Genomic DNA, 13,844 nt, shown 5'->3' on the forward strand with positions numbered 1-13,844 from the left:
CGGGAAAGGACCGTATCATGAACAAGAAGATCTTCCAACCGGCCCTGCTCGCGCTGGCGATTGCCGTGTCGGCCTGCAGCTCGGTGCCCACCACCACCAGCAACCTGGAGCAGGCGCGCAGCGACTACATGGCCGCCCAGAACAATCCCTCCGTGGCCCAGTATGCGCCCATGGAGTTCAAGGCCGCCACCGATGCCCTGAACGCCGCCAATGTGGCCGCCGCCAACAAGGAGAGCCTGGACAAGATCGACCAGCTGGCCTACATCGCCAAGCAGAAGGTGGCCACGGCCCAGGAAGTGGCGCGCGCCAAGCAGGCCGAGGCCGATATCGCCAAGGCGGGACAGCAGCGCGACCAGATCCGCCTGCAGGCCCGCACGGCCGAAGCGGAGGCCGCGAAGCGCAGCGCCGAACAGGCCCAGGCGGATGCCCAGGCCGCCCAGGCGCAGGCTCAGCAGGCCCAGGCCCAGGCCCAGCAGGCCGAGGCCGGCAAGCGCACGGCCGAGACGGCCGCCGCCGTCCTCGCCGCCCAGCTGGCCGAGCTGCACGCCAAGCAGACCGAGCGCGGCATGGTGGTGACCCTGGGCGACGTGCTCTTCAACGTGGACCAGGCCGTGCTGACCTCGCAGGGCATGGCCACCGTGCAGAAGCTGGGCCAGATCCTCGCCGACAACCCGGACCGCAGCGTGCTGGTGGAAGGCTTCACCGACAGCACGGGCTCCACCGCCCACAACCTGGAACTGTCGCAGCGCCGCGCGGAATCGGTGCGCAATGCCCTGATGCAGATGGGGATCGCCAGCAGCCGCATCCAGACGCGCGGCTATGGCGAGGCCTATCCCGTGGCCAGCAACGCCACGGCGGGCGACCGCCAGCTGAACCGCCGCGTCGAGATCGTGCTGTCCGAGCCGGGCGTGCCCGTGCAGGCGCGCCGTTAACCGTTTTTTTCGCAACCAAGGACTATCATGGCTGAAACCACCCCGATCCCAAGCGGCATCGACCGGGAAGCGATCCGCGTGGCGGCGCAGAACCTGGCCGACGGCCCGGTCACCGCCGGCTACAAGGGCGACCGCGAGCTCGTGCTGCGCCTGCTGAACGAAGCGCTGGCCACCGAGCTCGTATGCATCAACCGCTACAAGCGCCACTACTACACCATCGTGGGCCGCGACAACGCGGGCATCAAGGCCGAATTCCTGCAGCACGCCATTGAGGAGCAGGAACACGCGGACTGGATCGCCCAGCGCATCATCCAGCTCAACGGGGAACCGGACTTCAACCCCGCCACCTTGCTCGCGCGCAGCCACGCCGAGTATGATGAGTCGATGGAAGTGCAGTCGATGGTGAGGGCCAACCTGATCGCCGAGCGGGTGGCGATCGAGTCCTATCGCCAGATGATCGAACGGATCGGCGACACCGATCCCACCACGAAGCAGCTCCTGATCAAGATCCTCGCCGTCGAGGAAGAGCATGCGGACGATATGCGGGATTTGCTTGAATAGCCAGTCCGCTGTAAAGTTTCCACTTTCGTACTGTTAATAAGGAGCTAATCATGCTGGAAAATAACATCAGCACCGTGAACAACGATGTGAAGACCCTGGTCAAGGATGCCCAGGCCCTGTTCAGCGCCGCCACCGCCCTGACCGGCGAAAAGGCGGAGGAGCTGCGCGGCCGCGGCATGCGCGCGCTGGAAGGCGCGCTGGCGAAAGCCCAGGAAGCCCAGGCTAGCGCCATCGAATACGGCAAGGCGGCCGCCAGCTCCACGGACGCCTATGTGAAGGAAAACCCATGGCGTTCGATCGCCGTGGCTGCGGGCGTGGGCCTGCTGGTGGGCGTCATCCTGGGCCGCAAATAAGCGGCGCCGGCTGGAGTCCCCATGGAACACTCCGAGCCACAGAACCCCGGCCTGATCGGCTCGCTGGCCGGGGTTGCCAAAAACAGCCTGCGCCTGCTGCTGGCGCGCATCGAGCTGGCCGCCTGCGAACTGTCGGAGGTGCGCAACCACCTGGTGCAGCTGTCGGTGCTGTTCGCCCTGGCCATGCTGGCCGCCTGGTTTGCCATCGCCTTCGGCACCGCCACGCTCATCTATCTGGCCTGGGAAGCGCTGGGCTGGAAGATCCTGCTGATCCTGACGGCGGTCTTCGTCGTGGTGGCCGTGGCCCTGGTCATGAGCATCATGAAGCTGATCCGCCAAGGGAAGCTGGCGCTGCCGTCCACAATGGCCGAGCTGAAGGCCGACCGCGATATGCTGCTGTGAAAGGATAGCGATGAGCGACAAGGAACAACAGCAAGCGGCCCTGCAGGCCGACAAGCAGCGCCTGATCAAGGAGGGCGAGCTGTACCGCGTCAGCGTGCTGCACTCCAAGATGCAGGTGGTGCACGCCCTGCATCCCGAAGCCCTGCTGCATGGGGCGGTGGACCATGCGATCGGCGCGGCCCAGGCCCGCCTGGGCAACCTGCTCGGCGGCGGCAATGGAGGAGGGGGCGGAGGCATCCTCGGCAGCATCAACTACAAGGCCCTGATGCCCTATGCCATCACGGTAGGCTCCTTCATCGCCCGCAAGCGCCTGATCAAGCCGGTGCTCGCGCTGACGGTGGTGGGCGGCGCCCTGGCGGCCTACCTCCTGAAGCGCAACCGCGGGGTCGATCCGGGCATCTGAGCACGACCGGGGCATCATTCTGCGCCACGGAGATATCTGCTCCCACCCTGTGAGCTCGATGCTTGCAGGGTGGCTAATTTTGAACACGGGACTAGAAATCAATCGCTTATCCAAACGCGACGGAACGTTTTTTTTCGCCTATCCCAATAGAAGTATGAACTGGCGCTCTCGAATTTGAAATAGTCAATTGCATCCGTGTCTACGGGTACTGTTGAAGCCTCATTCTTCCGGCATTCCCAGTATCCTTTTCCGCAGGCTGTGTGGTAGGTACCGGCAGGCACTTTTGCGATCCCCATCACTTCCAGCAGCGACCCGTCAACGTTGGCAAGCTGATGGATTTTGAACGGCTTCTGTCGCTGCGACAGGAAGACGAACAGCCCCAGCTTGGTGCCATCCAAGGACAATAGCAGGACTGCTTCATCAGGAAAACCATCCCCGTTGAAATCGCCGTTTGCAATTGCGCCTCGTTCGTCGCGGTTCGGCCGCCAGCCGGCGTTGAGCTCCGAGGTACTGGGCAGCCGCCAGCCAGCAGGCAGGTTCTTGTCAAGAGCGCTTGCTCTTGATCCTATCGTGGTTGCTAATAGCCCGAGGATTATCATCCGAATGAAATTGGACGTCATCAACGTACTCCTTCCGCAAGTCCTGTTTGCTCCTCGCTTACCCGGACGTCATCTCGCGGCCCGCTCCGACCTGCGCAATTCGATTTCCTGTGCAGCCGATTGACCCCTTGCGAAGTCAAGCTTCTTCAACGCCGCCACTAAACCATCTACTTCAGTATCGTCCTGCGGGTCACGAAGTACGGTTAGCAAGCCCTCCATGGATCCAACGCTCGGGCATCGATTCGCGAATCGAAAGAATTTCTCGGCTTGCCGCAGTTCTAGGGAAGCATACAAATGATGCCGTGCCATCGTCAGCGCAGCAGCACAATCAGTCGGCGCCTTATCTGACAGACGCGCTAATTCACGGGCAGGAAGCTGGTATGGTTTGCGGCTTTGGGCCCGATCATTGTCCGCCTCCTGCTGGAGTAGCACGACCGCAGCCAATGCAAGTGCAATCGCAGCAATAAGTGTCAGCATGGTTTTTGGCCGAAGCATCCGTATATCCTCCCTTTGTAGCCTGATTGTGGATAAACCGTTACTCATTTCCCGCCTATGCCACTCGCCGGTATCGCCGACAAGTCGCCGCTTCCAGGAAACGAAGTCTGTTCGTGAGGAGAATGCAAAGACGGAATCCGATCCAGATTGCCTGAAGAGCAGTGATAAAAAGGATAAGAATTTTTTCGAGATAGACATCATTTCCCGCCCGCTGCGTGCTATGGATAAGATCCTCCGCCTCAACCCTGCAAGCCCTATGCGTGCAGAGTCCGTGGGCATTTTTACCTTTTAAAAGCGCAAGCTGCGAGCCACTGCTCTTGGCATGCAATTCATGAGTCATTTGCTCCGGCATTGCCCTGAACGGTGCTGCCGGTGCTGCGCCTGACAAGACAACCGAAAACCACAGGGCCGTACAACCACACCCCTGAGATTAAGAAAAAAAAGAATGGAGGAAAAGGCAAAGCCAGGCACAGATATCCACGTAGTTCGCACTGTGCAGCAAACATCGTAATCAAAGAGGAGACATACCCAGCTGCCACCCCTATAAGGACGACTGCCAGGAGGGGCATGGTGCAAATCTTTGGTCTTAGCAGCCTCAGAAACCAAAACAGCGCCCCAATCAAAATTATTGATAGAAAAAGAGGGTTGTAGTGCCTTCCTATGAGATGAATCCAGGCGGCCTGAAGCACGGTAAAAACGAGGACGGTAACTCTTCTTGGGGTAAACATTATTTTCCTCCGGCTGCTCGATATAGGTTTCCCGGGAAGAAGGTGTCTGGCCGGACGTTCGGGAAGTACCTTGAGCCTGCAAGCACATTCGATACATTTACAGCGCACAACATCGAAGCCGGAGGGGGCAGTGACAAAATTTTTTCCACCAGCCGCTGCTCTTCAGCCCGAGTCGTTGGCTGGCATGTTCTCTCGCCGTTCGCGTCACTGTGATGACGGAAAAAGTCGCCCAGACTGGCTGCGTTTCCGTCTACAAAATCACCTGTTCCACCACCATGCGATCTGGCGTACGATCCGCCAGGATCAAACAAGAAGGGACCTCCGTCATCAGCGCCCTGAGAAAGATAGAGCGCAGCGTGATCCCTCAGTCCATACGAAGTCTTGGTCACCACGACACAGGTTTCGAGGCCATAGAAATCAACGCGTTGGAGCGGATTGCCGTCGGCATATGCGTACGTGTTGATTGATCCCGCGAGGCCGATTGGGTCGGACTGCACGTAGCTGCCGGTTTGCGGGTTGTAGTCTCGGTTGACGTTGTAGTACAGATTGGTTTCGCGGTCATAATACTGGCCAGGGAAACGAGGAGTGTAGGAAAATGTGCCCCCTCCTGGCATCCCTTCGACAGGGGGGCTGACGCCATAGGGATCGGCGCTATCCCAACGCCAAACAACCTTGCTGGTTTCCGCAGAAATGATCAGACGCGGGGTTTCGATGTGATCTGCATAGATGTAGTGCACGGCTGGTCGCATCTTGTTTGTGCCCGGCTGCAGAACGGCAACTGGCGTGGTGCCAAGGTAGATCGTTTCCTGAAGCGCCTGGCCCGCCGCATCGTATTCGCCGATGAGCAGCGGACCCAATGGGTCATAGACGAAGTGAAGCTTTCCACCTCTGACGACAGATTCGGGGCCGCTCTTGAACACGCGCTCGCCTAAGCCATTGTAGGTGTAGGTGACTTTGCCAACGCTGGTTGTCGCTGACTGCATACGGCCGCGCGCGTTGTAAATGAAGTTGATGCTGCCGTCGCTGATCAGGTTTCCCGCTGCGTCGTAGGTGAGCGTTCGCGCGGGTGACGGTCCGCTGGTCGCCAGCAGACGGTTGCTGGCGTTGTCATAGCTGTTCACGTAGGAGTTCGCGCCAAACGTGGTGCTGATACGATTGCCGCTATCGTCGTAACCGTAGGCCTGGGAGGTGTTCGCGCCGGTGAAATGGACGAGGTGATCAAGACCGTCGTATGCATACGCCTGGTCAAGCTCAGGCAGAAGCTTTCCCTGCAGACGGTTCTCGTGTTGGGTGCGGACGATTCTTCCCGCCGCGTCATACACGAGCTTGCGGAATACGCCATTGCCCATATCGTAGCCAACCATCCGCGCATCCAGATCGTACTCGCGGCTGTAGTGGCGCGCTGCGCCCAGGGCCGAGCTGCCCCATGTCCATGAGCGGACTGGGCCGAAGGGCTGGTGGCGGATGTCCTGCAAGAGCGGCACGGCCGTCCCGTCCGGCGTCACGAGCGTCATTTCCGCCAATTGACCTGTGTCGTCATAGGCGAAGCGAATGGCGTTTCCGCTGGGGTAGCGCATGGAAGTGACTTTGCCCAGTGCGCTGCCCTGAATGCCGTATTCGTAGCGGATGACGAAGGTTCGCAGGCCAGTGGTTTGCTCCTTGCTCAGCAGCCGCCCTTGCACGTCGTACTGGTAGCGCGTTTGGCCGGATTCATCAGTCATTTTGCTCAGTTGCCCGATTGCGCCCGGCGATCCGGTGTCGTATTCGAATGTGGTGGCGATGCTGTTCGCGTATTTCGCCTTTGTGAGCCGGTGCAGGGCGTCGTAAGTGAAGCTGGTGATTTGTCCGCGCGCGTCTTTCATCTGCACGATGTCACCGGTGGCGTCGACAAGGAAGCTGGTGGAGCCTGTGTCAGGGCTTGCGGTCAGTGTGCGGTCACCTGTTCCATTGACCGTATAACGCGTCGTTAAGTTCCTTGGGTCGGTTACACCGATCAGTTGGTCCTGCAGATCATAGCTGTAGGAAATGGCAGGTGTCGGATTGCCCGCCGCCGGTGATGGAAGAAGCTGCTTCGTCACCCGTCCAAGCTTGTCGAACACTTGTTGCGTGGTCTGGCCCAAAGGGCTGCTGACACGCGTCAGCTGGCCTTCTCCATCGTATTCATAATGTGTCATGTCCTGGGCTTGAACGACCGGAACGAGCAATGCAGCAGTGCAGGCTGCCAGTCGAATGATGTGGTTTTTCATTTGCTGTTCTCCCTGCTGTCTTGCAAACGGTTGAGGACGTCATACACACGCGTCACTTGCCGTGTCAGCGTTCCGGAGGCGTCGCGCGTTTCCTCGCGAATACGGTTGCCCATGCTGTCCAGGGTGTATTGGATGGAGTTGCCTTGCTTGTCGGTGATGGCCGTCAGACGCTCCGCCTGGTCGTAGCTGTAGGCGAGGGAGGACGAGTCAGGCAAATCTACCCTGATCAGTAGGCCAGCGGCGTTGTAGCTGAAGTCTGTCGTCCTGGCCCCAGGCGTTCCAGCTGCGGTGACGTGACGGGTCAGACGTTGCAAAACGTCGTAGCTCCGCTCGGTCACCGCACCTTGCGGCGTGCGGATTTTGGTGGGCACGCCAGAAGTTGTGTACTCCAGGTATTCGGTAACTTGCCCATCAGGATCTGCCACCTTCCACAGGTCGCCCATGGTGTGCGATGGCGAAGTGTCGGCGTAATATTCGTAGCGTGTGGTGTTGCTGCGCCCTGGGCCGACGAATTCTGCGCTGGATAACATCTGGCCGAAGGCGTTGTAGGTGTAGGTCGTCACGCGGGCAGCACCGTTCGCGGCAGCGGCGAAGCCCTGGCCTCCGCTTTGGTCGGTCGTTGCTTGTTCGATGCGTTTGCAGATAACCGCTACCGGTGACCCGTCCGGAAGCTTGCCGTTACCTGCACATTGAAGAATCTTCCCGTCCCGGTCTGGCTGACCGTTGTAAATGTAACTGGTGATCTTGAGTGGTTCGGCGATGCCGGTTTTTACATCCCAAACCGGATGCCAGCGCGTCGATATCTTGCGTTGGCCGGCACTGGGCGCGACGCTGGCAGCAGGACAGCGCTCGGTATCATTCAGGCCTTCGACACGGGTTATTTCAAGGCCGCGCGTGGCGTGGTTGGCGAAGCAGGTTTTCTGGCCGTTGAACTTGACAAGGCTGACAAGGTTTCCTTCGAGGTCGTAAGTGAACTTGCGAGCCGCCGGGGCGCAGCCAGATCCACCAGGCTGGCTGATCTCGGTAATCCGGTCACGCCAGTTAACTTCATCGTAGGTATAGGTACGCACGGCTCCCAGTGGATCGGTTACCACCGTGCTGGACCAATTGGGGTAGGCAAAGGTGAAGCGATAGGCCCCGCCCGCATGTTCCGAGCTGAGAACCCGTCCTTCATCGTCATAGCTGAATTGGGCGAACTGCACACCGGGCTCGTGCTCGATGCCGGAGAGTAGAAAGCGACTCTGCCATGTTGAGCCATCGAGGTAGTGATAGCGGGTGCTGGCCAGTTCCTGTTTGTCAGCACTTTGTCTCGATACGGAACGCAGCCTGTACAGATTGCGCAGTTGTGTTTCACCGCCAACTGCCTCGTGTTCGTAAGCTGAGATGCTGGTAGCATTCTGAATCGTTGCGAGATTGCCTTCGGCAGTCCACCTCAGATCGACGGTTCGGTTGAACGTATCCATGATCTGGGACAGCCGGTTGCTTTGGTCGTAGGCATAGCTGATTTCCATGCCAGCCGAAGTGTGCGAGCTCGTCAGCCTGAATTCGTTGTCTACCTTCTCGTAGACATCCAGCATGCCATCCGGCTGCAGATGAGCCCATTTTGCGTGGTCGGAACTGAGCGGCTTCAGTACGCCGCCAGACGTTGCGGACCGGTAGTTATCTGCCTCTGGTTTGTACACGTCTGTATTCCCATAGCTATCCGTAATCGTGATCGTAGACGGACGAGATGCCGAGGCTGGCTGCGTCACGTCGAAGCCCCGATCAAAAGAAAAGGACCATAGCTGATGTCCCGCAGAACCGGGCATTGCCTCCCTAATGGATCGATAGGAGCGCACGATGCGGTGGAGAGCTGATGGTCCCCAGAGAAAATCGACCGCGTCCTCTACCTTTGCTCCCAGGGTTACCGAAACTGGGTTCCCAACGGTATAGGACGGATCATTCGACGAGCAAGCCGGCGGCTTCTTGGGTTGACGGCGGACGGGACGGGTGCATACGCCCGGCCACGCTGGAATTTTTCCCCCGGAGCAGTGAAGGGATGTAGATAAGCGAAAGGTAGTGCCAGTCAAGGCCAGGCGATACGTGCAGTCGTAAATCAGACCGCTCCAGACACCGCTGATCAGAGCCGGTGCCGCGTAAAGAAATTCGTCCTTTAGTATCCGGTCTATCCGCCGACATGCTTCCTCAGGCGTTGGAGCGGTGGAAAACAGAGGCCAGGCATAAAGCCAACCGTCTGCATCCTCCTGTGCGCGGCAGCCGGAAAACGGTTGAAGCCAGAGAAACACAAGAACCGCGGCGGCACGACGTCCTGCGTTTGTACCGACCTGTCGAGTAAAGCACTGCATGGAAGCCTCCACGTCTTGGATTTGCATATCCTGATGCTAAGGGGAGGGGTAGGCACGTTCTCTGCTGAACCGCAGCCGGAAATTGTTAAAAAAATACTAAAGTTGGCGTTGCGTCAATAAGTTGAATAAATGACATTAGCTCTGCAGAATGGCAGAAAAATTGGGAGGAATGACCAGGGATTGGGATGCGCGCTACAATGGCTCACGCGTTTTTCCCGTGGGGAGCGAAATGACGAGGACCCTGAACCGCCTGAATCCCGCCGGCTTGCGCGTCGTGCTCGTGCTGCAGGGCGGCGGCGCCCTGGGCGCCTACCAGGCGGGCGTCTACCACGCCCTGCATGAGCATGGCTTGGCGCCGGACTGGATCGTCGGCACCTCGATCGGCGCCATCAATGGCGCGCTGCTGGCGGGCAACCGCCCGGCCGACCGGCTGCAGCGCATCAAGGCCTTCTGGGACCGCGTGTCCCAGCATAACGGCATCGACATGACCCACCTGAGCGAGCAGCAGCGGCGCCACAATGTGGGACTGTCCACCTGGGATGCGCTGCTGCGCGGCATTCCTGGCTTCTTCCGCCCCCGTGCCTTCCATCCCTTCGCCATGGGCCTGCCGGTGGAGCCGGAGCAGGCGAGTTTCTATTCGACCGAGGAGCTGGCGGCCACGCTCAAGGAACTGGTGGATTTCGACTACCTGAACGGCCCGGAAGGCATGCGGCTGACCGTCAATGCCCTGCGCGTGAAATGCGGCAGCCTGCGCAGCTTCGACAGCCAGGACGGCAAGCTGTGCGCCGACCATATCCGCGCCAGCGGCGCCTTGCCCCCGGGCTTCCCGCCGGTGCGCATCGACGGCGACCTGTACTGGGATGGGGGCCTGTATTCGAACACGCCGCTGGAGACCGTGCTGGCCGACCGCAGCAATGCCGATACCCTGTGCTTCATGGTGGACCTGTGGGCCGCGGAAGGCCCCGAGCCCACCACGCTGGAGGAGGTGCAGACGCGCCAGAAGGATGTCACCTTCGCCTCGCGCTCACGGCGCCATCTGGCCGATTACGTGGCCACGCGCGAGATGCAGCAGAAGCTGCGCGACCTGTATGCCGAACTGCCGGACCGGAACCGGAGCGCCCAGGCCGCGCGCGAGCTCGACGCCATGGGCTGCGGCAGCACCCTGCACGTGGTGCGCCTGCCTTACGCGGGCCACGACTGGCATATGCCCATGAAGGACATCAATTTCTCCAAGGGCTCCATCGAATGGCGCTGGGACCAGGGCTACCGCGATGCCACGCGCGCCATCGAGGCGGCGGGCTGGCTGGCCGCCGTCACCGAGGACACGCCGCTCGTGGTCCACGAGCTGCCGCCCCTGCAACAGCGGTCCGGGAAGGCCGCCTAGCGGCCGCTGGTCTCGTAGGCCGAACCCATCTGGTTCGAGGCCGTCACCAGCTCGCGCACATTGGCCATGTCTTCCTGGTAGGTGGCGCGCGCCTCGCGCTGGCATTCGCTGCGCTCGGTGCTCGCCATCTGCTTGCATTCCACCATGGCCTCGTTCAGCGCGGCCTTGATCTCCTTGCGCTTGGTGGCCATCTGGGCCTGCGTGGTGTTGTCGGCCTTCTGCCAGCGCGCAGGTTCGCCGCGCGCGATTTCTTTCGCCTGCTGCTTGGCCACGGCAGGGGGCGTGGTGTCGGTGCTTTGCGCAAAGCCGGCGCAGCACAGGCTGGCCAGCAGCACGCCGAAGAGTGTCTGTTTCATGATAGCTCCCGTGAAATAAGCAGGGGCGCCGCGGCGCCCCTGGATTTCCTACAATCTGCCGGTCAGCAGCATGATCAGCAGGACGATCACGATCAGGCCGGCAATGCCGCTCGGGGCATAGCCCCAGTTTCGGCTGTGGGGCCAGGTTGGCAGCGCCCCGATGAGGACGAGTACCAGAATAATCAAGAGTATGGTGCCCATGATGTGCTCCTAAGTTGGAAGAAAATCCTGTCCCGTCACGGGCCGCGCAGGATCAGTAGCGATACACGCGGCCATCGACCACGCGCACGCGGGTGCCCACGTTCAGGTCGTAGACATTGTCCTGGTTGATGGTGCGGTAGTCGCCGTTGTCCAGGCGTACCGAGATCTGGTACATGTCGTGCGGCATGTTGCGGTTGCGCTCGATGGCATTGCCGGCCACGGCGCCGCCAATGGCGCCGGCCGCGGTGGCGGCCGCGCGGCCGCTGCCCGAGCCGACCTGGTTACCAACGAGGGCGCCCACCAGGCCGCCTGCCACGGCGCCGGCGCCGCTGGTAGCCGGGTCGACCCGCACCACCTGGATATTGTCGATCACCCCGTAGGTGGACGAATCGGCCCGGGTGGAATAGTTGGTGTCGGTTGGGTAAGTGCTGCTGGCGCAGCCGCTGAGTGCTGCGACGGCAACCATGATGGCTGCCAGTGCTGGGGTGGTCTTCATAAGATGTCCTCCACATTGATGTGACTCCAGCATAGGCAGCACGGCTTGCCCGGTCTGTGCGATGCCGCACCTTTTACTGTCGTGCTCGCATTTTCGAGAATAAAGATTTCAATGTACGCCAGCGTACAGAAAGCGCGGCCCGTCTGCTGGACACTGTGGGATATCGCAAGCCCAAAAGCGGAGTGAACATGAAGCTGATCCTGACCATGCTGCTGGCCGCGAGCGCGTCGGCCATGGCGGCGACGCCCGAGGCCAAGGCCCTGTACCAGAACGCGAAGGCGAAAGCGGCCGCCGACTACAAGGTGGCGCGCGCCGCCTGCGACGGCATCGCGGGCAATCCCAAGGACGTGTGCGTGGCCGAGGCCAAGGCGGCCCGCGTGCGCGCCGAGGCCGACGCCACCGCCCAGTACAAGAACACGCTGCGCGCCTACACCAAGGCGCGCAAGGATATCGCCGATGCCGACTTCGCGCTGGACAAGACGCGCTGCGACGCCTACACCGGCAACGACAAGGATGTCTGCCTGCAGCGCGCCAAGGCCACCCATGTGGCGGCGCTGGCGGACGCCAAGGCCGACAAGAAAGTGATCGAAGCGCGCACCGCCGCGCGCGAAGACAAACGGATCGCCGAGTACAAGGTCGCAGCTGAAAAGTGCGATGCATTGGCCGGTACAGCCAAAGACCAGTGCGTCTCGGCTGCGAAGACCCAGTTCGGTTATTGAACCGGCTGGATTTGAACGCTCGTCCTGCGAGCATTTTTGAAAACCAAGAAGGAGATTCGCCATGAAAATCGCGCAGAAAATCGCCACCGCAGTGTTTACCGCAGCCACCGTCTTCGCCGTCGTGGGCTGCGCCTCGAGCCCATCCAAGGAAGGCACCGGCGAGTACATCGACGACGCCGTGATCACCACCAAGGTCAAGGCCAGCATCTTCAACGAGCCGACCCTGAAGTCCACCGAAATCAATGTGGAAACCTTCAAGGGCACCGTGCAGCTGAGCGGCTTCGTGGCCCAGCCCGGCGACATCACCAAGGCCGGCGAGATTGCCCGCGGCGTGAAAGGCGTGCAGGCCGTGAAGAACGACATCCGCGTCAAGTAATGGGCGTGGCCGGCGCCCGCAGCGCGGGCGCCGGCAGTATGTGAGATTGTATGGACCAGCCGCCTCGCCACGTCCCCCTTGCCGAACCGGATGACGCCCTGGAGGCCGGCGCCGGCGCACCGGCGGAGATCCTGGGCGGCGCCCAGCTGCGCCTGCCGCTGCACGTCAACGCGCGCGGGCTCGCGCTGGGCATCATCGCCACCGTGGCCTTCCTGTACGCGGTCCAGTGGGCCAAGAATTTCCTCGTGCCCCTGCTGCTGGGCATTCTCATCGCCTATACCCTCAATCCCCTCGTCGTCTGGCTGGAGCGCCTGCGCATTCCGCGCGCTGCAGGCTCGACCCTCGTCACGGGCGCCATCCTCCTGGGCTCGGCCATGATGATGGACAGGGTGCACGGCGAATTCCAGAACATCGTCGAAGAGCTGCCCACCATCAGCCACAAGGTTTCCAAGCTGCTGGCCACGACCACCAGCAGCAGCACCAGCACCATCCAGCGCATCCAGGCCGTGGCCAACGAGATCGAGCAGGCGACCGCCGGGGCGCAGGCGAAGCGCCAGGCCAGGCGCGCGGCGCCCCCGGCGGCCGACACGGGCGGCAGCATCAAGGTCATCGACTGGATCTGGGCCGGTTCGCGCGGGCTGGTGGGCTTCCTGAGCCAGGCCACCATGGTCATCTTCCTCGTCTTCTTCCTGCTGCTCTCGGGCGACACCTTCAAGCGCAAGCTGGTGAAGCTGACCGGGCCTTCGCTGTCGAAGAAGAAGATCACCGTGCACATCCTGGAGGACATCAACAGCTCCATCCAGGCCTATATGTTCATGCTGCTGGTGACCAATGTTCTGCTGGCGCTGCTGATGTGGATCGCCCTGCGCAGCATCGGCCTGGAGAATGCGGGCGCCTGGGCCATCGTGGCCGGGCTGCTGCACATCATGCCTTACTTCGGGCCGCTCCTGATCACCAGCGCCACGGGCCTGGTGGCCTACCTGCAGTTCGAGTCCATCGAGATGGTGCTGCTGGTAACGGGCGCCTCGCTGGCCATCGCCACCCTGGTGGGCACCTTCGTCACCACCCTCATGACGGGGCGCATCGCCCGCATGAACGCGGCGGCCGTGTTCGTGAGCCTGCTGTTCTGGGGCTGGCTGTGGGGCGTGTGGGGGCTGCTGCTCGGCGTGCCCGTGATCGTGATCGTCAAGGTGGTGGCCGAGCGGGTCGAGGGCATGGAAGTGGTCGCCGAACTCCTCGGCGAATAGC

16 protein-coding genes are annotated in these 13,844 nt (G+C 61.3%); 9 read left to right on the top strand and 7 right to left on the bottom strand.

All coding sequences use genetic code 11. The annotated features are described in order from the left end of the window. Positions 1-17: 17 nt before the first annotated feature. Genes LSQ66_RS05110 through LSQ66_RS05130 form a run of 5 tightly spaced genes read left to right on the top strand, consistent with a single transcriptional unit; the run spans position 18 to position 2,651 of the window. Positions 18-932 carry an OmpA family protein gene (locus LSQ66_RS05110; RefSeq protein WP_231768717.1) on the top strand — a complete coding sequence of 305 codons (915 nt, stop codon included), beginning with the start codon at positions 18-20 and terminating at the stop codon, positions 930-932. A 27-nt stretch (positions 933-959) separates the two neighbouring features. Then, positions 960-1,493, top strand: coding sequence for a ferritin-like domain-containing protein (locus LSQ66_RS05115; protein WP_231768718.1), 534 nt, complete (start codon positions 960-962; stop codon positions 1,491-1,493). Between the two features lie 50 nt (positions 1,494-1,543). Beyond that, a complete protein-coding gene (locus LSQ66_RS05120) occupies positions 1,544-1,846 on the top strand; it encodes a DUF883 family protein (protein WP_231768719.1) in 303 nt (100 codons plus the stop codon). A 21-nt stretch (positions 1,847-1,867) separates the two neighbouring features. Continuing rightward, positions 1,868-2,248: a phage holin family protein gene (locus LSQ66_RS05125; RefSeq protein WP_231768720.1), complete on the top strand. Its 381-nt coding sequence runs from the start codon at positions 1,868-1,870 to the stop codon at positions 2,246-2,248. Positions 2,249-2,258: 10 nt separating this feature from the next. Beyond that, on the top strand, positions 2,259-2,651 hold the full coding sequence (locus LSQ66_RS05130) for a hypothetical protein (protein ID WP_231768721.1): 393 nt from the start codon (positions 2,259-2,261) through the stop codon (positions 2,649-2,651). 98 nt (positions 2,652-2,749) lie between these two features. Here the strand turns inward: LSQ66_RS05130 and LSQ66_RS05135 are convergent, their stop codons facing one another. The 4 genes from LSQ66_RS05135 to LSQ66_RS05150 form a co-directional block, all read right to left on the bottom strand. Then, on the bottom strand, positions 2,750-3,271 hold the full coding sequence (locus tag LSQ66_RS05135) for a hypothetical protein (protein WP_231768722.1): 522 nt from the start codon (positions 3,269-3,271) through the stop codon (positions 2,750-2,752). A gap of 48 nt (positions 3,272-3,319) precedes the next feature. After that, positions 3,320-3,946 (bottom strand): hypothetical protein, encoded by a 627-nt coding sequence (locus LSQ66_RS05140; protein WP_231768723.1) that lies wholly within the window; start codon positions 3,944-3,946, stop codon positions 3,320-3,322. Between the two features lie 526 nt (positions 3,947-4,472). Next, positions 4,473-6,719 (bottom strand): RHS repeat-associated core domain-containing protein, encoded by a 2,247-nt coding sequence (locus LSQ66_RS05145; RefSeq protein WP_231768724.1) that lies wholly within the window; start codon positions 6,717-6,719, stop codon positions 4,473-4,475. Continuing rightward, a complete protein-coding gene (locus tag LSQ66_RS05150) occupies positions 6,716-9,091 on the bottom strand; it encodes a hypothetical protein (RefSeq protein WP_231768725.1) in 2,376 nt (791 codons plus the stop codon). Before LSQ66_RS05150 ends, LSQ66_RS05145 begins: the two co-directional genes overlap by 4 nt. 202 nt (positions 9,092-9,293) lie before the next feature. Between LSQ66_RS05150 and LSQ66_RS05155 the strand changes: the two genes are divergently transcribed. Then, positions 9,294-10,448 carry a patatin-like phospholipase family protein gene (locus tag LSQ66_RS05155; protein ID WP_231768726.1) on the top strand — a complete coding sequence of 385 codons (1,155 nt, stop codon included), beginning with the start codon at positions 9,294-9,296 and terminating at the stop codon, positions 10,446-10,448. Here LSQ66_RS05155 and LSQ66_RS05160 read toward each other — a convergent pair. Genes LSQ66_RS05160 through LSQ66_RS05170 form a run of 3 tightly spaced genes read right to left on the bottom strand, consistent with a single transcriptional unit; the run spans position 10,445 to position 11,501 of the window. Then, the gene (locus LSQ66_RS05160) at positions 10,445-10,804 is read right to left on the bottom strand and encodes a hypothetical protein (RefSeq protein ID WP_231768727.1); all 360 of its coding nucleotides are present in this window, start codon (positions 10,802-10,804) and stop codon (positions 10,445-10,447) included. The two genes, LSQ66_RS05155 and LSQ66_RS05160, sit on opposite strands and share 4 nt — an antisense overlap. Before the next feature lie 48 nt (positions 10,805-10,852). After that, positions 10,853-11,005 carry a DUF3309 domain-containing protein gene (locus tag LSQ66_RS05165; RefSeq protein WP_231768728.1) on the bottom strand — a complete coding sequence of 51 codons (153 nt, stop codon included), beginning with the start codon at positions 11,003-11,005 and terminating at the stop codon, positions 10,853-10,855. A gap of 52 nt (positions 11,006-11,057) precedes the next feature. Beyond that, positions 11,058-11,501, bottom strand: coding sequence for an outer membrane lipoprotein (locus LSQ66_RS05170; RefSeq protein ID WP_231768729.1), 444 nt, complete (start codon positions 11,499-11,501; stop codon positions 11,058-11,060). A gap of 188 nt (positions 11,502-11,689) precedes the next feature. Here LSQ66_RS05170 and LSQ66_RS05175 point away from each other — a divergent pair, with 188 nt between their 5' ends. The 3 genes from LSQ66_RS05175 to LSQ66_RS05185 all read left to right on the top strand — a co-directional run bounded on the left by LSQ66_RS05175 (position 11,690) and on the right by LSQ66_RS05185 (position 13,843). Continuing rightward, positions 11,690-12,220, top strand: a complete 531-nt coding sequence (locus LSQ66_RS05175; RefSeq protein ID WP_231768730.1) for a hypothetical protein — start codon at positions 11,690-11,692, stop codon at positions 12,218-12,220. A 61-nt stretch (positions 12,221-12,281) separates the two neighbouring features. Further along, positions 12,282-12,596: a BON domain-containing protein gene (locus LSQ66_RS05180; protein WP_231768731.1), complete on the top strand. Its 315-nt coding sequence runs from the start codon at positions 12,282-12,284 to the stop codon at positions 12,594-12,596. A 50-nt stretch (positions 12,597-12,646) separates the two neighbouring features. After that, on the top strand, positions 12,647-13,843 hold the full coding sequence (locus tag LSQ66_RS05185) for an AI-2E family transporter (protein ID WP_407659557.1): 1,197 nt from the start codon (positions 12,647-12,649) through the stop codon (positions 13,841-13,843). Position 13,844 lies beyond the last annotated feature (1 nt).

This window comes from Massilia endophytica, assembly GCF_021165955.1.
Lineage (GTDB): Bacteria > Pseudomonadota > Gammaproteobacteria > Burkholderiales > Burkholderiaceae_D > Rugamonas > Rugamonas endophytica.

Coding starts and splice junctions, on each gene's coding strand:
- LSQ66_RS05110 (WP_231768717.1), top strand. CDS start 18: ATGAACAAGAAGATCTTCCAACCGGCCCTGCTCGCGCTGGCGATTGCC.
- LSQ66_RS05115 (WP_231768718.1), top strand. CDS start 960: ATGGCTGAAACCACCCCGATCCCAAGCGGCATCGACCGGGAAGCGATC.
- LSQ66_RS05120 (WP_231768719.1), top strand. CDS start 1,544: ATGCTGGAAAATAACATCAGCACCGTGAACAACGATGTGAAGACCCTG.
- LSQ66_RS05125 (WP_231768720.1), top strand. CDS start 1,868: ATGGAACACTCCGAGCCACAGAACCCCGGCCTGATCGGCTCGCTGGCC.
- LSQ66_RS05130 (WP_231768721.1), top strand. CDS start 2,259: ATGAGCGACAAGGAACAACAGCAAGCGGCCCTGCAGGCCGACAAGCAG.
- LSQ66_RS05135 (WP_231768722.1), bottom strand. CDS start 3,271: ATGACGTCCAATTTCATTCGGATGATAATCCTCGGGCTATTAGCAACC.
- LSQ66_RS05140 (WP_231768723.1), bottom strand. CDS start 3,946: ATGATGTCTATCTCGAAAAAATTCTTATCCTTTTTATCACTGCTCTTC.
- LSQ66_RS05145 (WP_231768724.1), bottom strand. CDS start 6,719: ATGAAAAACCACATCATTCGACTGGCAGCCTGCACTGCTGCATTGCTC.
- LSQ66_RS05150 (WP_231768725.1), bottom strand. CDS start 9,091: ATGCAAATCCAAGACGTGGAGGCTTCCATGCAGTGCTTTACTCGACAG.
- LSQ66_RS05155 (WP_231768726.1), top strand. CDS start 9,294: ATGACGAGGACCCTGAACCGCCTGAATCCCGCCGGCTTGCGCGTCGTG.
- LSQ66_RS05160 (WP_231768727.1), bottom strand. CDS start 10,804: ATGAAACAGACACTCTTCGGCGTGCTGCTGGCCAGCCTGTGCTGCGCC.
- LSQ66_RS05165 (WP_231768728.1), bottom strand. CDS start 11,005: ATGGGCACCATACTCTTGATTATTCTGGTACTCGTCCTCATCGGGGCG.
- LSQ66_RS05170 (WP_231768729.1), bottom strand. CDS start 11,501: ATGAAGACCACCCCAGCACTGGCAGCCATCATGGTTGCCGTCGCAGCA.
- LSQ66_RS05175 (WP_231768730.1), top strand. CDS start 11,690: ATGAAGCTGATCCTGACCATGCTGCTGGCCGCGAGCGCGTCGGCCATG.
- LSQ66_RS05180 (WP_231768731.1), top strand. CDS start 12,282: ATGAAAATCGCGCAGAAAATCGCCACCGCAGTGTTTACCGCAGCCACC.
- LSQ66_RS05185 (WP_407659557.1), top strand. CDS start 12,647: ATGGACCAGCCGCCTCGCCACGTCCCCCTTGCCGAACCGGATGACGCC.